The organism is Neobacillus sp. 19 (genome assembly GCF_049463095.1).
Classification (GTDB): Bacteria; Bacillota; Bacilli; order Bacillales; family Cytobacillaceae; genus Neobacillus.
On the sequence record NZ_JBMPZU010000064.1, the window covers coordinates 18,789 to 40,382 of the forward strand.

The window sequence follows — 21,594 nt, forward strand, 5'->3', positions numbered from 1 at the left end:
CGAACAGTTTACAAACTGTTCGCTTTCCTTTTATCATTTATTAATTGAACCTCGAGCCATTTTCGTACATTATTGATAAACCAGATTCTCGTACTTTTTTGCAGGTCAGTAATGGTTATTGTTTTTTCGCCAATTTCACCATTATTTAGCAACTGCTCACGAAAAGTTCCTGCTAGTAAGCCGCTTTTTAATGGGGGTGTCCATAATAACCCATCTATTTCCAAGACAACGTTCCCATTTGTAAATTCAGTCAACTCCCCCTCATTGTTCCAAAGGAGCACATCGAACATATCGGCGGGTTTCCGTACCTGAAATTGTGAATAAATATCCCTGTTCGTCGTTTTATGGTAGAGGAAGATATTGTTCTTATCTACGGGTATATCAGCAAGCAGCACCTTCAAATCTGCCCCTGGATGTGTAATTATATTTCCTTCGATGGCGATGTCCCCATTTTTAGACATAAGGAGTCGTACCTTTAGCTCACCATTGCGATTTTTCATTGAAAATTTATCCAATGCCCTTTTTACATCCGCTAGATTGCACTGAAATCCGAAGTAGTTGGCTGAATTTTTCAAACGATTGAGATGTTCTACTAATAAGAAATAGGTTCCATTATTTAATAACAAACTTTCCAACAATTCAAATTCAGGTCTGTTCTCTTTAAGTAAACTTGCTTTGGCCAGGATTTCTTGATATTCCCCCTCAGTAGTGGAATCCCAAGTGATTCCTCCGCCAACACCATAGGTAGCTTGGCCAGATTGGTGTTCAATCATTACGGTTCTAATCGGCACATTAAAGATAGCCTCCTTTTCCGGTGTGATAAATCCAATCGCCCCGCAATATACCTCACGCGGCTCCTGCTCTAAGTCTGCAATAATGTTCATCGTGCTAATTTTTGGCGCACCTGTAATGGATCCGCATGGAAAAAGAGCTTTAAAGATTTCAACGAGTAGGGTATTGCTTGACACACGTGCATTGATCGTTGAAGTCATTTGATGAACGGTAGGGTATTGTTCAATTTCAAATAACTTTGTTACAGACACTGTTCCTGGTTCGGCGATTATGCCTAAGTCGTTTCGCAGCAAGTCGACAATCATCACATTTTCAGCACGATTTTTTTCTGAATGAAAAAGCCAATTGGCGTTTGCTTGATCCTCAGCTGCCGATTTTCCTCTTTTCGTTGTACCTTTCATCGGCCGGGTGGTAATTTTGTCATCTTTTAAGTGAAAAAACAATTCAGGTGAGGCGGATAAAATACTATGTTCACCGGTGTTGATGTATGCACTGTAATTGGAAGATTGTGCCCTTTTAAGATTTTCAAAAAAAGCGATATCGTCCCCTTGGAAATGAGATTTAAGACGTATCGTATAGTTTGTCTGATAAGTATCACCACGTTCTATCGATTCCTTTATAGATAGAATCGCTTGATCGTATTCCGCCATACTAATTGATGGTATCCATTCCGTGAGACTGTAGGTGGCGTTGCTGCTAAGCGATTGCGGCAATGGATTTTGAAAAATGCCAAACCATAAGAGAGGCATTTTACCTCCGCTTCTAACGCTATAAGCAGTATCGAAGGCAGCTGCACTCTCATAGGAAAGAAACCCTGCAGCATAATAACCGTTCTCAACAGCATCCTCAACTAGTTTAAGGCTTGGCAATACCTCATCGATTGTATACGCTGTAATCACCTTAAATGGATTTTGAAAAGTCAGCGGTTTTATTATACCGTTTGAATCTGCAAATTCAAAAGATAAGAGAGGCTTTTGTATATTCATTTTTACATTCCTTTTTAAAAAAATTCTCTAACATCTGTAAGCCGTTTTTCGTCAAGATAGACTCGGGGTGGAATTGAACGCCTTCCACTTTATATTGATTATGACGGATTGCCATTATTTCTCCATCCTCACTTCTTGCACTGATTTCTAGACAAGTTGGAAGGGTGGACTCATCGATGATTAATGAATGATATCTTGTTACCTGGAATGGAGATGGTAAATCACGAAAAATCCCATTTTGATCATGTGTAAGAGATGAGATTTTTCCATGCATCGGTTTTAAAGCTTTAATAATGATTCCACCAAACGCTTGCGCAATAATTTGATGCCCTAAACAAACCCCTAATATGGGGATTTCTCGATAAAATCTTTTCACAATATCTAAACATAGACCGGCTGAATCGGGATTACCTGGCCCTGGAGAAAGTAGAAGATAATCAGGCTTCATTTCTTCTATCATTTTTAGCGACAATTGATCATTCCGGATCACAACAACATCTTCGCCAATTGTTTGGATATATTGGACTAAATTGAACGTAAATGAGTCATAGTTGTCAATTACTAAAATCACTGGTTACTCTGGCTCCATTTCTATATTGTTTTTTTACGCTAAGCACAATCTCCATTTGAAGATTGGTATCAACCCTTTTCATGTTAAAGTGAAAATAGTCAGATGTAAATATTAATAGGGACTTTTTATTTTAATTTATCGTACCTCATGAATATTTATTATAGTAGAAAAATAATAAAGATGAAATCGCTTTCTTGATTTTACGTACTTGTTATTGTTGATATGACGATTGTCCTATATTTATCAATAATTACTAAGTTTTCAAAGTTTGTTCAATATTTCACAATGTATTATATAAAATTCATGTTATGATAAATACATAAAGAACAAGGAGTGATGATAGATGATGATTTGTGAATGGAAAACCTTCTCAACCGATTCTGAAACCTATACTCAAGAATTATTTGAAGAAACAGTGGGTGATGAATTCGAAGCCATGTTATTTAAAGAAAACGAAGAAATTCCTGCTTTTATTTGGACGGTAAATTACGTTATCATCGTCAAAAAATATTCAAAAGTCCTAACTGACATTTTATTTGAAAAAATTCCAAGAAATCCTGTTTGCGAGTAAAAAAGCTGCTGATATTTTTTTGATTACACATGTGAAATATTTCACAATTGGAGATTTGTGAATGATCAAAATATGTACTTTTAAACAATTGGAGGGAACAAACATGGCAGTGGTAGAAAAATCGCTAAAAGAAAAACAATCGGTGACCAACATGATTGATGCTTTGGTGGAAAACGGTCTAAAAGCATTAGAGGAATTTCGCAGCTTTGATCAAAAAATGATTAACCAAATTGTCAAGCAAATGGCCTTGGCGGGTCTTGATCAGCATATGCCCCTTGCAAAATTGGCTGTTGAAGAAACCGGAAGAGGGGTATATGAAGATAAAATCATTAAAAATATGTTTGCAACTGAATATGTCTACCATAATATCAAATACGATAAAACCGTTGGAATCATCAATGAAAACGAGCATGAGGGTATGATTGAAATCGCTGAACCTGTAGGTGTGGTTGCAGGGGTTACACCTGTCACAAACCCAACCTCAACTACGATGTTTAAATCACTTATTTCGATCAAGACGAGGAACCCTATTATTTTTGCCTTTCATCCATCTGCACAAAAATGCAGTAGTGAAGCAGCTCGTATCCTGAGAGATGCTGCAATCAAAGCGGGAGCACCGGAAAATTGCATTCAATGGATTGAAATCCCATCCCTTGAGGCTACACAAGCGTTGATGAACCACAATAAAATATCGATGATTCTGGCAACCGGCGGGGCTGGCATGGTCAAATCCGCATACAGTTCAGGAAAACCAGCCCTTGGGGTTGGACCTGGAAATGTCCCTTGCTATATTGAAAAAACGGCTCATCTTCATCAGGCGGTCAATGACTTAATATTATCCAAAACGTTTGATAACGGAATGATTTGTGCTTCTGAACAAGCAGTTATTATCGATAAAGAAATTTACTCTGAAGTGAAAGAGGAAATGATTGCGAACAATTGCTATTTCTTAAATAAGGGAAGAAAAAGAAAAGGTTGAAAAATTAGTCATCAATGAACAATCCTGTGCGGTAAATCCAAACATTGTTGGGATGGCTGCGTCCAAAATTGCCGCCCTAGCAGGTGTGAAGGTTCCAGAACACACGAAAATTCTCGTCGCGGAAATAAAAGGGGTCGGTCCCAAATTTCCACTATCAAGAGAAAAATTAAGTCCTGTCTTAGCCTGCTACAAGGTCAGCAGTCATGATGAAGGCTATAGAAGGGCAGAAGAGATGCTGGAGTTTGGCGGTCTAGGGCATTCCGCTGTGATTCATACCAATGATCAAACGGTCATCAAAGAGTATGGATTAAGGATGAAAGCAGGGAGGATTATCGTAAACGCTCCATCCTCCCAAGGGGCAATTGGTGATATTTATAATGGATATATTCCTTCCTTGACTCTTGGCTGCGGTTCATATGGCGGAAATTCAGTGTCCACTAACGTTGGGGCGATACATTTAATCAATATAAAAAAAGTAGCGAAAAGGAATGTCAATATGCAGTGGTTTAAAGTGCCGTCCAAAATATACTTTGAGAAAAACTCTACTCAGTATCTAGCAAAGATGCCGAAAATCTCAAAAGCATTTATTGTCACTGACCCCGGCATGGTGAAACTGGGCTATGTTGATAAGGTGCTTTACTATTTACGGAAGCGGCCAGATTATGTCCACTGTGAGATTTTTTCTGAGGTGGAACCAGATCCATCCATTGAAACAGTGATGAAAGGCGCAGAAAGGATGGCGAAATTCCAGCCGGATGTCATAATTGCTCTTGGCGGTGGTTCAGCAATGGATGCTGCTAAAGGAATGTGGTTGTTTTATGAATTTCCTGATACCGAATTCTTTGGCTTAAAACAAAAATTCCTGGATATTCGCAAACGAATCGTAAAATATCCACGTCTTGGAGAAAGGGCGCAATTCGTTGCCATTCCTACGACTTCCGGTACAGGATCAGAAGTAACCTCATTCTCCGTGATTACCGATAAGGAATCAAATACGAAATACCCGCTCGCTGATTATGAATTGACACCAGATGTGGCGATTATTGATCCCCAGTTCGTCATGACGGTACCAAAACACATTACAGCCGATACAGGTTTGGATGTATTAACACATGCGATAGAAGCGTATGTATCCTGTATGGCCAATGACTTTACAGATGGCCTGGCGATGAAAGCAATCCAATTGGTCTTTGAATACCTGCCAAGAGCCTACAAAAATGGCAGTGATGAAGAAGCACGTGAAAAGGTTCATAATGCTTCAACAATTGCGGGTATGGCATTTGCAAATGCCTTTTTAGGAATAAACCATAGTCTAGCTCATAAACTAGGAGCTGAATTCCATATTGCGCATGGACGTGCGAATGCGGTACTTTTGCCGCATGTTATTCGCTACAATGCCACAAAACCGAAGAAATTTACCGCATTTCCAAAGTATAACCACTTCAAAGCAGATAAACGTTATGCAGAAATTGCTAGAACTTTAGGTTTCCCTGCAAACACAACTGAGGAAGGTGTTGAGAGTCTCGTTCAGGCTATCATTCAATTAGCCAAAGAACTAGAAGTCCCAATGAGTTTAGAGGCAAACAATATCGATCAAGCCGACTTCGAAAGCAAAGTTGATTTCTTAGCAGATCGTGCGTTTGAAGATCAATGTACAACTGCCAATCCAAAGCTTCCGTTAGTTACAGAATTAGCGGAGATTTACCGATTAGCGTATAAAGGAATGTAAACCATTTTTGGGTTCAGACCACTGGTGCAGCAATGTTTTAAACGCCGGGGGTCTAGCCCATTTTTAAATAAAAAAATAGCAATGGCATAACTAACGATGTATACTAATTATTGTATTTTTACAATTCGAAAATATCCAAGCAGGTGGAATGATGGGAAAAACAATAGTAGAAAAACTAAATCTACAGAAATATAAAAAAATAGCCGTACTACATTTACCCTATGGTGCTGATTATTTGGCAGAACTCACTGGTTATGATAATGAACTGCGCGAACATTCATATGATCTTATTTTTGCCTTTGTATTAGATATGGCATCTTTACAGGAACTTGTAAAAAAGGTCATTGATAAAAATTATCTAAATAAAAACGGCTATATGTATGTGGCTTATCCAAAAAAGGGAAATAAAATCTATCCAACCTTCATTCATCGTGATGATTTGTTAAGCGGGATAGGTGCAGATCAAGATGGCTATATTGGGACAAGCACGATCAAATTTTCTCGTATGGTCGGGTTAGATGAGGTTTTTACGGTGGTTGGTCTGAAAGAAGATTCAAAATCCAAAAATCAAACATCTCCGAAAGCGAGTCAATGTGTGGATGATTATATTTCCTATATTCCAGTGGTAGAAAAGGATTTACAGGATACACCGGACTTACTTGCCTTCTATCAATCACTTACCCCTGGGTACCGTAAAGATTGGGCTCGATATGTATACAGTGCAAAACAAGAGGTAACAAAAGCAAAACGACGCGAGGAAATGAAAATGATTCTCGGAAAAGGTTACAAGAGCCGCGAGTTATATCGAAGCGGAAATTAAAAGTCCGCTGACATATTACCTGTTTAAAATTATGTCTCATAATTTAAGATACAAAGACATTAACTTAAACAGGGGGTGTTTGCGATGAATGAGCACGAGGGCAGAAGGGGACAGCAGCAAAATACCCAATTTCCCTTGAAAGTCTCTTATTCACGAACAAACAAAATCGTTTTGGGTGCTGTCTTCACTGCTCTGGCAGCAATCTTTCAGTCAGCTGGTGTTTTTGCTGGCATTGGTTATGCATTAAGTATTTTAACCACCTTGCCAATTGTCCTTTCATGTTTGATTTCTTTAAGGATTGGAATTATGTCATATTTTAATACTATATTATTATTAATGATTTTCCTGCCTAGCGAGCTGTTTGTATTTCCTTTTACAACTGGATTATTAGGGATTAGCTTAGGGACAGCATTTAAGTTTTGGAAGAATTGGCTGTCAATCACCGTGTTTGGTGGCAGTTCACTAACAGCAGGGATCATGGCTTTATTATATGTTTTTCGTTTTCCTGTCTTAGGCCCAACCGTTTCTCATACCTTTAATAGTAAGGTAGTCCTATTAATCTTTCTGTTTTCATTAGTTTATAGTTGGATTTGGATGGTCCTAGGCAAGAAGGCAGCAAGGTTATTGATGAAATCTACGATTGTGAAAAAATAAGGCTGCCTAGCCCTTTGGGGGAATTGGCAGCCTTGTTACGTTTATTATTTATCGAGCATGTTAACCGGTAAAATCCCTTTTAGTGCTGACTCTTCGTCATTCGTTAACGGAATTAACGGCAGGCGGACACCGCCAACATTGACTCCAGTTAGATTCAAGGCCGCTTTAACCGGTGTTGGGTTTGGTGCAGCAAATAGGGCTTTCATGAGCGGGAGAAGATGCCGATGTGCTGATGCTGCCTCCTTCAAATGCCCATTTTTAAAATTAGTCACCATTTCCTGCATTTCATTACCAATGACATGGGAAGCAACAGATATAATTCCTGTACCGCCAATCGCTAAAATGGGCAATGTTAGTCCATCATCGCCACTGTAAAGCGTAAAATCTTCAGAAGTTTGACTTATAATTTCTGCGATCGCATCTAGATTGCCGCTTGCTTCTTTGATGGAGACAATATTGTTAATGTTTGAAAGCCGGACAATAGTGTCCACATCCATGTTGATGCCAGTTCGGCCCGGGATATTATAAAGCATTACCGGCAAAGAAGTTGATTCGGCGATGGCTTTAAAGTGTTGGAATAACCCTTCTTGGGATGGCTTGTTATAGTAGGGAACAACAAGCATAATCCCGTCAACGCCAGTCTCCTCCGCAAGTTTTGTAAGGCTAATTGAAGCCCTTGTGTCATTTGATCCCGTACCTGCAATGACCGGAACTCTTCCATTTACAATTTCAACCACAAATTTAAATAAAGCGACTTTTTCCTCGGTTGTTAAGGTAGGGGACTCACCTGTTGTCCCAGCAACAACCAATCCATCGGTTCCATTTGCAAGTAAATGATTCACTAAATTCCGTGTTGCGTCAAAATCAATTTCACCATTTTGATCAAATGGAGTCACCATTGCAGTTAATACTTGGCCAAAATTCATCATTCTCACCCTTTTTCATTTTTTTAGAAATTAGAGGGGCAGAGGCCACTTTTTTATCAACGCAAAAAAGCAGCAACGAGGGTACGCTGCTGCAGTAGAAACATAATATAAAACAAAGTTCCTATGCGTGAGATAGCCCTCCATATAGTTTCCTATATGACAATTCTGTGCTTATTCAACAACAGAACCAGCTTCAAGATGAATGAGTTCTTGGAAGCTTCGGCAAATTCCCCTTTCCACCATTCTCAGTGGATCTCATCATCCTCAAAAAGTGTACTAATGGTCTTTGCGCCTCTATCCTCACTTCAAAAGGTATTGAAGTAAGAAAGTATTTAATTGATTTCTAATCTAACAGATAATTCATTATTATTCAAGTGATTTGTCCAATTGAAACGCTTTAATGAACAGCAAATTTATAATATTTCAATTTTTTGTTATCATTATATGGGGTATCATTCGTCATAAAATGTGAATGAACTAGTAAAGTACAGATTGGACAACTAAAATGAGCTTAAGAAAACTAAATGAAAAGGTGTTATATGGAAAAGGTAATTGTGATAGGAGCAGGGATTCTCGGTGCCTCCACCGCTTATCACCTTGCTAATTTAGGGGTAAAAGTTACTTTAATTGACCGCCACGACCGTGGACAGGCAACAGATGCGGCTGCAGGGATTGTTTGTCCTTGGCTTTCGCAGCGACGGAATAAAGCCTGGTATAGCCCGGCAAAAGGGGGAGCGCGCTATTATCCTGAATTAATTGCTCAATTGGAAGCAGAGGGCGAAAATGATACAGGGTACAAAAGGGTTGGAGCCATTAGTCTTCATACAGACAGTAATAAGCTGGAGCAGATGGCGGAGCGCGCCGAAAAACGCCGGGAGGATGCCCCGGAAATTGGTGAAATATCCATTTTGTCACCTACGGAAACGAAAAGTCTATTTCCACCGGTCTCAGAGGTGTTTGGTTCCGTTCATATAAGTGGTGGAGCACGAGTAAATGGCAGAGCTTTACGGGATTCGCTGGTCCATACTTCAATAAAGAATGGAGTGACTATCCTGAGAGGGAATGCTGCGATTATTTATGAAGGAAATCGAGTTATTGGGATTAGGCACGAAGGAACTCTTTTGTTGGCGGATCAAGTAATTGTTACGGCAGGGGCGTGGTCAAAAGAACTTTTGCAGCCACTGGGCGTGGAATTCTTAGTCAAACCACAAAAGGCACAGATTGTTCATCTGGAATTGCCTGAAACGGATACAAATTCATGGCCGGTTGTCCTGCCACTCCATAACCAGTACATCCTTACCTTTGAAAATGGCCGGGTAATCGTGGGTTCCACACATGAAAATGAAGCTGGATTTGACATTCGAGTAACGGCCGGTGGTATTCATGAGATCTTAAACCAAGCCTTAGAGGTGGCACCAGGTCTATCGAACGGTACTTTACTTGAAACAAGGGTGGGGTTTCGACCTTTCACCCCGGGTTTTTTACCAGTGGCAGGGCCATTACCACATTTCGAAGGAATTTATGTTGCCAATGGACTTGGCGCCTCAGGGCTAACTAGCGGACCATATCTTGGTGCAGAGATAGCTAAGCATGTGATGGGTAAACAGACAGAGATTGATTTTGGTTCCTATGCCGTATCGGGAGCTCTTTAAAGACAGTATTTATTATTTTAAAAAATAAAAAGAGGAGCCGCCAAGATAAATTGGCGCTCCCACCTAAAAGCCCTATTACTCGACCGTAACCGATAATGATTTAACTAAGACCGACGGAGAACCAACTGGTGTAAGCGGGAAGATTAGATCCTCACCAATTTCTTCGACATCCTTTAATAATTGATAGAAATTACCGGCGATGGTCATTAAATTTACCGGATATTGAATCTTCCCATCAGCAACATAGAATCCATTTGCAGCGACGGAAAAGTCACCAGAAACCGTATTTGCCCCGGAATGCAAGCCCGATAGACTAGTTATGAATATCCCTTCATTCATTCTGCCGAGCAAATCTTCAAACGATACTGCGGAAGGCTTCAGGAAAAGATTAGAAGGACCGACCTTAACTGCACTTTTATAAGAATCCTTATGTGCATGACCGGTAGTCTCAGTTTGTTCCTTTTTCGCTGTTTTTTGATTGTGAAGCAAGGATTGTAATACTCCTGATTCTACTAATGTCAGTTTCTTCGACGCAACGCCCTCACTGTCAAAGGTTCTACTGGCAAGACCATCCTCTAGAAATGGGTCATCGAGAATCGTAATCTTTTGCCCGGCAATTTTCTTACCTAGCTTATCCTTTAAGGATGAAATACCTGCTTGTGTGTTCTCAGCAGAAAAATTAGACGAGAATGTCGCTAACAGACTTGCAGCTGCATCATTTCGTAATAGAACGGGGTATTCCTTGCTGGCAATATTTCTGGACCCTAATTGTGAAAGTGCTTCCTCTGCGGCTTTTCTTGCCATTTCCTTGGCATCCAACTGATAGAAGTCTTTTGTCACTTTAAATTCAAAGGAAGTTTTCGTTTCCTCACCGTCTTTTACGATGGCTTCCGTAATTACATACATATAATTCATTTGGTCGGTTAAAGACAAACCTTTACTATTGGACAGATTCCGAGAAACTGTTTCTGTCCGTATCATGCAATAATCGGTCGCCACAATTCGAGTATCTATTGCAAGTAATTCACGTTCAACATCTTTAATAAATTTTATTTTTTCGGGAATGGATACTTCATTTAAGGATGTTGAGAAGAAGTTTCCTTGTTCATACTGACTGCTTCCGGCAAAAATTTCTTCAATATCTTCATCATGCATGATCTGTGTATTTTCTTTTGCGTTTTCCAGCAAGAAAGGGATGGAAGCCTCTTCAACTTTTTCGGAATAGGCATAACCCATTTTCCCATCAATGATACCGCGGAAGGAAACCCCGCCGTCTTCAGCAATTTCATATTGATCAATTTCGCCATTGTATACTTGACAGCCAAAGACTTCTTTCCTTTCATAATACATTTCTACATCCGTGTATCCGCGGTTTTGTGCCTCATTAAATAATTTCGCTTGAAATTCTTGAATGTTCACGGCTTATTCCCCCTTCGTCCCGCCGACAGTAATTTCGCTGACACGGATCATTGGCTGACCCACATTCACTGGAATACTTCCACTCAATGAACCGCACATTCCGGCGCCATGACCCAAATTATTGCCGACCATATCAACCAACTGTAATGTTTTTGGACCATTACCGATTAATGTAGCACCCTTCAAAGGTTTTCCGAGCTTGCCGTTTTTCACCTCGTACGCTTCCATGACTGCAAAGTTGTAATCACCTGTAGCCGGATTAACTTGGCCGCCGCCCATATATTTAGTGTAAATTCCTTGTTCGGTATTGGTGATAATTTCTTCTGGTGTTGATTTTCCAGGAGCAATATACGTATTTGTCATTCTTGAGGTTGGGGCAAAACGGAATGATTGTCTTCTGCCGGATCCAGTTGATTCCATACCCATTCTGCGAGAATTAAATTTATCAATTAAATAGCCTTTAAGAATCCCATTTTCGATAAGTACAATTTTTCGCGCCTTTTCGCCTTCATCATCGATATGGATGGAACCCCACTCATTTTGAATTGTCCCGTCATCAATATATGTAACAATGGAAGGAGCAACCCGTTCACCAATACGATTCGCGAACACTGAGTTGTTTTTCGCAACGGCAGTAGCTTCTAAACCGTGTCCACAAGCTTCATGAAAAATAACCCCGCCAAATTCATTGTCGATAATCACAGGGAATTTCCCGCTTGGACATGGACTGGCATCGAGCATTGTCACAGCAATACGGGCTGCTTCATTCGCATAATGGTCTAAATTTAAATTTTCAAAAAACTCAAAGCCTTGATGGGCACCCGGACCATAAAAACCCGTTTCCATTTGATTATCTCTTACGGCTACTGCCTGAATGGCAAGTCTTGAGCGAACACGTTTATCTTCAATAAATTTTCCTTCGGAATTGGCAATTAGTACATTTTGTTCCTCATCCATGTAACGGACTGTGACTTGAGAGATACTAGAATGATAGTTCTTAGCAGTGGTATAAGCATTTTTCATGATGGCTGCCTTTCGGTTTTTATCTACTTCTTGTGGCAGCAGCCGAACGGGATGAATGGTTTCAAATGACTCTTGTATAAATGGGGATAGTTGATGGATCGTATTTCCACTTATTGCTTGTGCAGCGTTTTTGGCCGCTTTTAGCAGACCTTCTTTGCTGTGATCCGTTGTATAGGCATAGACGCTTTGCAACCCTCTAAACACACGGATACCTATTCCAAAATCACGACCGGATAGACAGGTTTCAATTTTCCCGCTTTGCAGTGTGAAATTATTTGTAAAACGATCTTCAACGAAAATCTCCGAAAAATCTCCACCTGTTGATAAAGCCTCTGTCAGTACGTCTTCAATTATAGATTTGCTTAGCATAAAGACCTCCTATATTCTTTTCTATAAGACTAGAAAGAATTGAAACTTCGGTTAGAATCTTCCTAAATTGGTACCTTTTAATCATACAACATTTTTATTGTTAATGGTTAATTTTACCTTATTGGAGATGCAAATTGTTTAATGAAAGGGAAAAGTGCTTTAGGAAGAGAAGGTAAATCCAAGTGAAAAATTGAATATAAAAGGTAATATGTAAAAAGGTGGGTAATCAATGACTACAATACCTAGACCTGCATCAACTGTTGTTTTATTGGATCAATCCTCAAGGGTCTATATGACCAAAAGGCCCGAAACAATGAAATTTTTTGGCGGATATTATGTTTTTCCTGGAGGAGCGGTTGACCAGGCTGACGACATTCATGACTGTAACGGTTTAATATATGGACAACGCAATGAAACATTTGAACTTTCACACTATGTAGCTGCTGCAAGAGAATTATTCGAAGAAGTGGGGGTGCTGGTTTGTAAGAGGGAAGACGGATCTCCTGTTCTGTTTGATGTGGAAACAGAAGTGGCATACCGTCATCTCCTAATAAACGGTGAAATCTCTTTTGTACAACTGCTTCAAAAGGAAGGACTTCAATTTCGGCTTGATGACTTTTCCTATATCGGTCAAATCATTACTCCGAAGAGAAACCCGATCCGCTTTGATACACGATTTTTTCTAACTAGGCTGCCAGAAAGGCAAATCCCAAAACCTGATAATAAGGAAATTAGCGAAACCATTTGGCTTTCTCCAGCCGATGCATTAAATGCCTGTCAAAATGGGGAAATTTTAATGGCACCGCCAACGATTCATACATTAAAGACAATTATTCAACATCTAGATGGAGGTCCATTAAAGATGCCCGCATTTAACCTAAGCGATTATTTGGATGAAATGAAAGGGTAATTGGAAACTTGATTCAAATTCGGCTATTGTCCAAGCTTTTTCAAAATCACTGCTTCCAGAACCCTCCATGGCAATAGGCTTTTTAGAAACAGAGTTTGCTTGATCCCCTTCCCAATGGGATAGCGAAGATTCGGTGATTTCTTTTGTGAAGCAATTTGCGCTACAAGCCTTGCTACTTCACTCGGGTTACCATGATTCGACTTTCCGCCCTCAATTTCGCCAAGCAAACTCTTCATATAGGAAGAGTAAGGGGATTCAGAGTTAATTTCCATTCGATCCACGCTAGTCCAAATATTGGTTTGATACGAACCAGGCTCAATTAATGTGACATCTATGCCAAACGGTTTAAGTTCCAACCTTAAACTCTCGCTATAACCCTCAAGTGCATGCTTGGAAGCAGCATATGCAGATAGGCCAGGGAAACCTAATCTTCCGCTGATGCTGCTCATGTTAATAATCCTACCTTGCTTTTTTGTCCTCATAAAAGGGAGAACAGCATTTGTCACTGAAATGACCCCAAAAAAATTAGTTTCAAATTGCTGCCGGTATTCCTCAATTGAGAGATCCTCGCTAAAGCCACCAAGGGCAAACCCCGCATTGTTTACTAACACATCTATAGATGGATAATCTACAAGTAAGGTTTTAAACTCATGTATAGAGCCAGACGAACTAACGTCAAGCTGATTGATATGAATTTTATTTTCTATACCTTTTTCTTTTGCAAGTTCAACCATTGGTGTCGATTTTTTTACATCTCTCATTGTCGCTATGACAGTATAGCCCTTCAAAGCTAGTTCAATTACACATAATAATCCAAAGCCACTAGATGATCCTGTAACAACTGCTGTTTTACTGTTCATACATTCTCCTTTTAAAATCCTTCACCAACACGATAAATTTTCCGCGGTCGTCCCTTAGAGGTTGGAGCTTCTTCCCCAATAATTTCCGCAATACCCTCATCCACAAGACCTGTCAAAATCCTCCTGGCATTTCGTGGTGTCATTTTTAGCCATTCTGCAATCTGGCTGGCGGTAATCGAGCCATTCCCCATTCTTTTTTGTACTGATAAAATTTTATTAAAGGTTGTTATGGATATACCGCTTTTTTTCAGCTTGCCACTAATTTCTTTATTCTCTGTCCGATATTGAAAGGAGATGGCTTCTTGTTCTTTCAATGGACCTTCAATCGTCCCGTCATTATCAACGAGAAAGGCGCAAAAGGAATCATAATTTTGCGCATGATTTAAGGCTAGACGGGCATTTTCTTCAGCAGTTAGGGCGGTATCGCCATAACCAATGCCGATATTCGCTGGTAAGTCAGTAATTATTGCTAATGTTTCTAATAACGACCCAATGGGCTTATCGGTCTCCTGAATAGAACCTCTTGTTGAAAAAATAACAAATACACCAGTCCCAATCGTAACGAAGGAACCTGAGATTGATTCTGCAAACTGTAAAATTGCTGCTTGAATCTCTAAATTTAAGCGATGTAAATCGTAAGATACCATATTATGATCTTCTTTTTTCTCCATCCCTTGCACTTTCACTAAAATCGCGGCAATTTGTGATTGCTTAAAATGCATCGTTTCCCATTTTTGAACCGCTGTCGATAAGGTTTCGCGGATATTGCTTCTTGTGGGAGTTACCCTATATGTGGGAATGTTTTGCAAACGCAGTTGATCATATATGGATCGCAAACAAGTGACACAAATCTCGACTTTCTTATCTTGAAAAAGTTTTTGATGAAAGGAGAGAAGATCTTCAAGCTGAGTTTCTTTTGTAAACTCTTGAGTATAAATCTGTTTGCTTGGAATCCCAAGATCGCGGTAGGTTTCCAAAATGTCACGTTCTGCCAGCATATCAATACTTATATTTTCAAGACTTTTCTTATCATTGTAGCCAATATCCACTAAGGTCTTTGTTAAACTAGAACCGTCTAATTTCAGTATAAAAAATGGTTGTTTGACGCCGCTCTTTTGAAATGATTTATAAATTGCCGGTCCTGCAAGGATCCATTGATCAACTAAATGTTGGTTTTTATGTACAATATCAGCTGCTTCTTCAGGTTTTTGATAAATAAAAGGAATAATCTGAAGCCGATCTTTATATTCGGCTGCAATTTCAGATATTAGTCGGACTGAATCATTTGGCCCAATAATTCCAGTTCTTGGTTTCAAAAGAGTTTCCCCCCATGGTAATGATGTTATTTAATTATAGCAATGTCCGATAATTTTAGGTATATATTTCCTCCATACTTAAATTTATCTCATGTATATATAATATTATCAACATAATTATAGTGAATTTTTTGAAAATTCAGTTGACATTGACTTTTTTCCTCTGTATAGTTTCATTTAAGGAACATATTAAGAATAATTCCGTATATTTAAAAGAAAGGACTGTTAGTGAATGAAAGTATCAAAGGAGAATAAAGAGCTGGAACCATTGGTTGAACAAGATCAATTCAAACATGTAATCGGTCATTTTTCCAGTGGGGTTTCGATTATTACGGTGAGAAATAATGGGGTGGATTTTGGAATTACTGCTAGTGCAGTCAGTTCCGTGTCTGTTGATCCGCCAATGCTGTTAGTATGCGTGAACAAAAGTACAGGAACCTGTCATGCAATTTCGGCCGCTGAATCTTTTACGGTAAACATCATGAATGAATCACAGAAGGATCTAGCGTTAAGATTTGCCAGGGCCAATACAGATAAATTTAGTGGTGTTGCTTTCTCATATGGTGTGTTAGGAAATCCTGTGTTAGAAGATACGCTGGCACATCTTGAATGCCGGGTGGTAGAGGAAGTGACAGGAGGGACACATTCTGTCTTTCTTGCAGAAGTACAAAAAGCTCATGCGGCGAATGGGGAGCCCTTAGTGTACTATCGTGGTAAATTTGGTCAATTTAAGGAAGCGTAAGTTTAGATAGAATCTTAGAGTAATTGTTATAAAAGGGGGAAATGATATGACGTTGATGACAGGTAAGCAATATCGTGAATCACTGAATGATGGAAGAGAAGTGTATATTGATGGGGAAAAGGTTCAGAATCTGACTGACCACCCATCATTTAAGCCAATCATTGATGTAAAAGCAAGAATGTATGATATGGCATACGAAGCAAAATATGCTGACACATTAACAACAACCTTACCGGACGGTGAAGTGGTATCTCGTGCATATAAAGCGCCTGAAACGAAGGAAGATTTACGTGCAATTCGCAAGCATGTGGAAACGGTTCTGGATGATCTTGGCGGCGTGGTTTATCGAGTTGGCGATGAAACGATTGGAGAAATGTGGTCGTTATTTGATGCTCAAGATAAATTAAATGAAATTGATCCGACATATGCCAAAAATATTAAATACCATATCGACCGGGTTGCAAGGGAAGATCTGTTTCATGTTTCGGCGAACACCGATCCTAAAGGGGACAGAAGCAAATTATTCAGTGGAAAAGACGGCGGAACCTTGCTCCATGTAGTCGAAGAAAATGACCAAGGCATCATCGTAAAGGGAGCTAAATTTGAAACGGCTGCTGCCTACGCACACCAAGCCTTTGTCAAGCCGACAATTTTAGATTGGAATGCCGGTTCTGAAAAAATGGCGCCTTTTGCCTGCGGCTTCATTTGCGATATGGGCTCACCGGGCCTAAAGCATATTTGCCGTACATCCCTTGGTATAGACCGAAATCCGCAAGATTATCCAATTGCCACAAAATTTGAAGAAATTGATACCTTACTAATTTTTGATCACGTTTTAATTCCATGGGAAAATGTCCTTTTCCATCGCTCCTTAGAATCAGCTGCCTATATCCGTTCCACACTTCATCGTTATTCTGCCTTTAATTACACTCTTAGAATGCTGCGCCGGGCCGACTATTTAATTGGGGCCGCTTTATTAAATGTCGAACAAACGGGTTTAACCCATCTTCAAGCAGTAAAGGAAAAAATTTCTCAGTTGATTAATTACCGTGAAGGCATCAATGCCCATCTAACAGCCGCTGTGGCTGAAGCGGAAAGAAGCCCAGGCGGATTAATGATGCCGAACCAATCACTATTGTATACCGGCCGCGTATTTGCACTGGAAAAATTCCCGGCAATGGCCCATTTAACGAGAGAACTAGTCGGCGGCCAATTAGCAGTAACACCGGATTCCGCGACTATGGCAGATCCGGAAATCAAGCAATATTTCGATCAATATTACTCCGTTGGTGAGTGGACGCCTGAGGTCCGTGGAAAATTATTATACTTCGCTAGAGATTTGGTCAATTCCTCTTATGCGGGTCACCGGACAACGTTTGAACTGTTTGCTCAAAGTCCGCCTTTCGCGCAGCAGATGGCTGTGTTTAATAATTTTGATATGGAGCCGCAGCGAAAATTAGTGCTTCATGCTGCGGGATTGAAACAATCTGTACCGGTGACTAGTTAAACAGTTGAAATTTGAAAGGAGTTTTTTCATTGGACATTTACACTCCAGGAACATTAAAGCTCCCTAAATCCGCTTTATCCATTGGTGCTCTTGACGGTGTACACCGGGGTCATCAGGCATTATTGTTAAAAACAAAAGAGCGGGCCGAGAAGCTTGGGGTTCCTTTTGTCGTCTATACTTTTGATCCGCCACCGAAGGTTTTCTTTAAAAAATGCCAAATGCTTACTACTCTGGAGGAAAAACTTAATCGCCTTGAAATGCTTGGCGCAGAATATGTTATTGTGGCGAAATTTAACGAAGCCTATACGAAACAAAGCGTTTCTGCTTTTATTCAAGAGATTCAGGCAATCAATCCTGTTGAAATCTGGGAAGGTCCAAACTTTCAATTTGGTAAAGATCGCAGGGGAAGTATTGACGATTTGCAATCCTATTTTAATGTTGGTGTGTTAAGCCCACTTAAATGTGAACAAAATGAATTAATCTCCTCGACACGTATTCGTCATCTATTACAACAAGGAAACTATTTGTCAGCCAATAATTTACTTGGAGACATCCGATGTGTCACAGAAAAAAACTATGCATTGTAAAAAACTGATTACTATTTTGTAAAAATAAAGGTTTGACCAGGAGCAACGATGGGAGTCTTCCTTATTGGTGCTCCCTATTTTTCATGATTGCCTTAATTTAATAAGTTTGAAAGAGAGGCCTGTAATTTGAAAATAAATCTCAAGCGATTACTCCTAGATCTAGAAAAATACGCCGAGTATGGCAAAAATGAACTTGGAGGTGTCACCAGGCCGAGTTTTTCCAAAGCTGACCATCAAGTACGGCAACTGTTTATTGAAGAATTAGAAGAATTGGGCCTGGAAGTAACGGTAGATGGTGCAGCAAATATCTGGGGAAAGCGGATGGGCAATGGGAAACAGAAAGGCAGTATCGTGATTGGTTCCCATTTGGACTCGGTTCCAAATGGAGGTAAATATGATGGCCCGCTGGGTGTACTTATGGCTAAGGAAATTATAAAAACGTTCATTGAAGAAAAAGTTACACTTAATCATGATCTTGAAATCGTGTCATTCACGGCAGAAGAATCCAATGATTTTAATTTATCAACATTCGGCAGCCGCGCTTTTGTCGGTCGTTTAACCACGGATATGCTAAAGGAAGCACGAAATTCAACAGGTGTTTTGCTAGATGATGAATTGAAAAAGGTTGGCGGCGGACTTGATCGTTTCATGATGATGAAAAATATGCAAAGTGGAAAAAAAGCTTTTATTGAGCTTCATATCGAACAAGGCCAAAGGTTAGAAAGTGCGAATATCTCGATGGGGGTTGTCAACAATGTGGTTGGCACGTATCGCAGTCTAGTAAAGGTAAGTGGTGAACCGAACCATTCTGGGACAACGATGATGGTAAATAGAAAAGATGCTCTTGCCGCCGCAGCGGAAATGGTTCTAGAAGTAGAAAGGTATTGCAAGAACAAAGGCGATGTTGTTGGTACAGTAGGCAAATTAAATGTTAGTCCAAATGCCGCTAATATTATTCCGGGACAGGTTGAGTTTGTTTTTGAAGTAAGAGCGGAAACTGAAGAGAAAATCCAAAATACGATAGATGCCATCAACAGTGCTTGGCAGGAGCTTGCAATCAGAAGACAAGTGAACATCCAGCAAGAAATGTTTCTTGATCAAAAACCAGCAGCTTTAGATTATGAGATTATATCGATTCTTAAAAACACTGCTAAGGAAATGGATGAGCCATGTTTGATCCTGCCTAGTATGGCGGTACATGACGCTGCCCATATGGCAAGTATTACTAAATCAGCCATGGTATTTGTGAAAAGTATTGATGGAAAAAGTCATTGCCCTGAAGAGTATAGCCATCCCGACGATATTGAAAAGGCGGGAAATTTAATTTTACAAGGAATTATTCATTTAGACCATGCGCTTTTTCGAACCGGATATTGTGTCCAAGGCGATAAATGAAGGAATTCCGAGTTTGATTCGAGTCCAATAGTTTCTACTCCTAGTAGAGATTATAAGGCTGCTGCTATTCATTTAGCCAGCCTTTTTCAGTTATTATTCTACTAAAATAAAGACGATTCATATCAAAATTAGGTCTATCATTTGGATAATTTAGTAGTTCAAACTCGAGTAGAAAAAATGTTATAGTATTTAAAAAATGATAAATTTATAAAATAAAGAATTTTTAGAAAATTTAATTGACATAAACACAGTGGATTTGTTATTTTTAATTAAAAGAATATTTAAAGAAAAAATCCGTAAATAAATCGTAACTAGATTGTTTGAACGTCAAGGCAACAAAGAGCTAAAATACTCTATTTTTAGGAGGTATCGTATGGCATTAATGACAGGTAAACAATACCGTGAGTCTCTTAATGACGGAAGGGAGGTTTTTATCGACGGGGAAAAGGTTAAGAATATTGCCGAGCACCCATCCTTTAAGCCGATTATTGATGTAAAGGCGAGAATGTATGACATGGCATTTGAAGAGAAACATTCCGAAACGTTGACCACCAGACTGGAAGATGGCGAAATTGTTTCCCGCGCATACAAAATGCCTGAAACAAAAGATGACTTGTCTGCTATTCGCAAGCATGTGGAAACGGTTCTGGATGATCTTGGCGGCGTGGTTTATCGAGTTGGCGATGAAACGATTGGAGAAATGTGGTCGTTATTTGATGCTCAAGATAAATTAAATGAAATTGATCCGACATATGCCAAAAATATTAAATACCATATCGACCGGGTCGCAAGGGAAGATCTGTTTCATGTTTCGGCGAACACCGATCCTAAAGGGGACAGAAGCAAATTATTCAGTGGAAAAGACGGCGGAACCTTGCTCCATGTAGTCGAAGAAAATGACCAAGGCATCATCGTAAAGGGAGCTAAATTTGAAACGGCTGCTGCCTACGCACACCAAGCCTTTGTCAAGCCGACAATTTTAGATTGGAATGCCGGTTCTGAAAAAATGGCGCCTTTTGCCTGCGGCTTCATTTGCGATATGGGCTCACCGGGCCTAAAGCATATTTGCCGTACATCCCTTGGTATAGACCGAAATCCGCAAGATTATCCAATTGCCACAAAATTTGAAGAAATTGATACCTTACTAATTTTTGATCACGTTTTAATTCCATGGGAAAATGTCCTTTTCCATCGCTCCTTAGAATCAGCTGCCTATATCCGTTCCACACTTCATCGTTATTCTGCCTTTAATTACACTCTTAGAATGCTGCGCCGGGCCGACTATTTAATTGGGGCCGCTTTATTAAATGTCGAACAAACGGGTTTAACCCATCTTCAAGCAGTAAAGGAAAAAATTTCTCAGTTGATTAATTACCGTGAAGGCATCAATGCCCATCTAACAGCCGCTGTGGCTGAAGCGGAAAGAAGCCCAGCGGATTAATGATGCCGAACCAATCACTATTGTATACCGGCCGCGTATTTGCACTGGAAAAATTCCCGGCAATGGCCCATTTAACGAGAGAACTAGTCGGCGGCCAATTAGCAGTAACACCGGATTCCGCGACTATGGCAGATCCGGAAATCAAGCAATATTTCGATCAATATTACTCCGTTGGTGAGTGGACGCCTGAGGACCGTGGAAAATTATTATACTTCGCTAGAGATTTGGTCAATTCCTCTTATGCGGGTCACCGGACAACGTTTGAACTGTTTGCTCAAAGTCCGCCTTTCGCGCAACAGATGGCTGTGTTTAATAATTTTGATATGGAGCCGCAGCGAAAATTAG

General features: G+C 39.8%; 16 protein-coding genes, 2 pseudogenes and 1 riboswitch. Of the genes and pseudogenes, 11 read left to right on the forward strand and 7 right to left on the reverse strand.

Annotated elements, in window-relative coordinates; all coding sequences use genetic code 11:
• Positions 1–8: 8 nt before the first annotated feature.
• Together pabB and ACO1D1_RS21310 are read right to left on the reverse strand one after the other, a co-directional pair.
• Entirely contained in the window at positions 9–1,778 is a 1,770-nt protein-coding gene (gene pabB, locus ACO1D1_RS21305) for an aminodeoxychorismate synthase component I (RefSeq protein WP_423337026.1), read from the reverse strand.
• A complete protein-coding gene (locus ACO1D1_RS21310) occupies positions 1,747–2,349 on the reverse strand; it encodes an anthranilate synthase component II (RefSeq protein ID WP_423337027.1) in 603 nt (200 codons plus the stop codon). Before ACO1D1_RS21310 ends, pabB begins: the two co-directional genes overlap by 32 nt.
• Before the next feature lie 343 nt (positions 2,350–2,692).
• Here ACO1D1_RS21310 and ACO1D1_RS21315 point away from each other — a divergent pair, with 343 nt between their 5' ends.
• The 4 genes and pseudogenes from ACO1D1_RS21315 to ACO1D1_RS21330 all read left to right on the forward strand — a co-directional run bounded on the left by ACO1D1_RS21315 (position 2,693) and on the right by ACO1D1_RS21330 (position 7,102).
• Positions 2,693–2,920 carry a hypothetical protein gene (locus ACO1D1_RS21315; protein ID WP_149870382.1) on the forward strand — a complete coding sequence of 76 codons (228 nt, stop codon included), beginning with the start codon at positions 2,693–2,695 and terminating at the stop codon, positions 2,918–2,920.
• Positions 2,921–3,023: 103 nt separating this feature from the next.
• A pseudogene (gene adhE, locus ACO1D1_RS21320) lies at positions 3,024–5,628 on the forward strand (bifunctional acetaldehyde-CoA/alcohol dehydrogenase).
• A 148-nt stretch (positions 5,629–5,776) separates the two neighbouring features.
• The gene (locus ACO1D1_RS21325; RefSeq protein ID WP_423337028.1) at positions 5,777–6,448 is read left to right on the forward strand and encodes a YdeI/OmpD-associated family protein; all 672 of its coding nucleotides are present in this window, start codon (positions 5,777–5,779) and stop codon (positions 6,446–6,448) included.
• A gap of 84 nt (positions 6,449–6,532) precedes the next feature.
• Positions 6,533–7,102: a hypothetical protein gene (locus ACO1D1_RS21330; protein ID WP_423337029.1), complete on the forward strand. Its 570-nt coding sequence runs from the start codon at positions 6,533–6,535 to the stop codon at positions 7,100–7,102.
• A gap of 44 nt (positions 7,103–7,146) precedes the next feature.
• Here ACO1D1_RS21330 and dapA read toward each other — a convergent pair whose 3' ends face one another.
• Positions 7,147–8,028 (reverse strand): 4-hydroxy-tetrahydrodipicolinate synthase, encoded by an 882-nt coding sequence (gene dapA, locus ACO1D1_RS21335; protein WP_423337036.1) that lies wholly within the window; start codon positions 8,026–8,028, stop codon positions 7,147–7,149.
• A 125-nt stretch (positions 8,029–8,153) separates the two neighbouring features.
• Positions 8,154–8,333: riboswitch (Lysine riboswitch) on the reverse strand.
• A gap of 234 nt (positions 8,334–8,567) precedes the next feature.
• Here dapA and ACO1D1_RS21340 point away from each other — a divergent pair.
• Positions 8,568–9,680 (forward strand): NAD(P)/FAD-dependent oxidoreductase, encoded by a 1,113-nt coding sequence (locus tag ACO1D1_RS21340; RefSeq protein ID WP_423337030.1) that lies wholly within the window; start codon positions 8,568–8,570, stop codon positions 9,678–9,680.
• Between the two features lie 75 nt (positions 9,681–9,755).
• On the opposite strand, the gene ACO1D1_RS21345 is transcribed toward ACO1D1_RS21340, so the two are convergent.
• Both ACO1D1_RS21345 and ACO1D1_RS21350 read right to left on the reverse strand, forming a co-directional pair.
• Complete coding sequence (locus ACO1D1_RS21345) at positions 9,756–11,099, reverse strand: TldD/PmbA family protein (RefSeq protein WP_423337031.1); 1,344 nt, start codon at positions 11,097–11,099, stop codon at positions 9,756–9,758.
• Positions 11,100–11,102: 3 nt separating this feature from the next.
• Positions 11,103–12,491 (reverse strand): TldD/PmbA family protein, encoded by a 1,389-nt coding sequence (locus ACO1D1_RS21350; RefSeq protein ID WP_423337032.1) that lies wholly within the window; start codon positions 12,489–12,491, stop codon positions 11,103–11,105.
• A gap of 229 nt (positions 12,492–12,720) precedes the next feature.
• On the opposite strand from ACO1D1_RS21350, the gene ACO1D1_RS21355 reads away from it, so the two are divergent.
• The gene (locus tag ACO1D1_RS21355) at positions 12,721–13,401 is read left to right on the forward strand and encodes an NUDIX hydrolase (RefSeq protein ID WP_149870374.1); all 681 of its coding nucleotides are present in this window, start codon (positions 12,721–12,723) and stop codon (positions 13,399–13,401) included.
• A gap of 23 nt (positions 13,402–13,424) precedes the next feature.
• Here ACO1D1_RS21355 and ACO1D1_RS21360 read toward each other — a convergent pair whose 3' ends face one another.
• Together ACO1D1_RS21360 and ACO1D1_RS21365 are read right to left on the reverse strand one after the other, a co-directional pair.
• On the reverse strand, positions 13,425–14,261 hold the full coding sequence (locus ACO1D1_RS21360; protein ID WP_423337033.1) for an SDR family oxidoreductase: 837 nt from the start codon (positions 14,259–14,261) through the stop codon (positions 13,425–13,427).
• A gap of 11 nt (positions 14,262–14,272) precedes the next feature.
• On the reverse strand, positions 14,273–15,577 hold the full coding sequence (locus ACO1D1_RS21365) for a hypothetical protein (protein WP_423337034.1): 1,305 nt from the start codon (positions 15,575–15,577) through the stop codon (positions 14,273–14,275).
• A gap of 232 nt (positions 15,578–15,809) precedes the next feature.
• Here ACO1D1_RS21365 and ACO1D1_RS21370 point away from each other — a divergent pair, with 232 nt between their 5' ends.
• The 5 genes and pseudogenes from ACO1D1_RS21370 to ACO1D1_RS21390 all read left to right on the forward strand — a co-directional run.
• Positions 15,810–16,319 carry a flavin reductase family protein gene (locus ACO1D1_RS21370; protein WP_149870371.1) on the forward strand — a complete coding sequence of 170 codons (510 nt, stop codon included), beginning with the start codon at positions 15,810–15,812 and terminating at the stop codon, positions 16,317–16,319.
• A 46-nt stretch (positions 16,320–16,365) separates the two neighbouring features.
• Positions 16,366–17,826: a 4-hydroxyphenylacetate 3-hydroxylase family protein gene (locus ACO1D1_RS21375; RefSeq protein ID WP_423337035.1), complete on the forward strand. Its 1,461-nt coding sequence runs from the start codon at positions 16,366–16,368 to the stop codon at positions 17,824–17,826.
• Positions 17,827–17,855: 29 nt separating this feature from the next.
• Complete coding sequence (locus ACO1D1_RS21380) at positions 17,856–18,413, forward strand: FAD synthetase (protein ID WP_149870369.1); 558 nt, start codon at positions 17,856–17,858, stop codon at positions 18,411–18,413.
• Between the two features lie 126 nt (positions 18,414–18,539).
• On the forward strand, positions 18,540–19,808 hold the full coding sequence (locus ACO1D1_RS21385; protein ID WP_149870368.1) for an allantoate amidohydrolase: 1,269 nt from the start codon (positions 18,540–18,542) through the stop codon (positions 19,806–19,808).
• A gap of 382 nt (positions 19,809–20,190) precedes the next feature.
• Positions 20,191–21,594: pseudogene (locus tag ACO1D1_RS21390) on the forward strand (4-hydroxyphenylacetate 3-hydroxylase family protein); the annotation flags it as partial.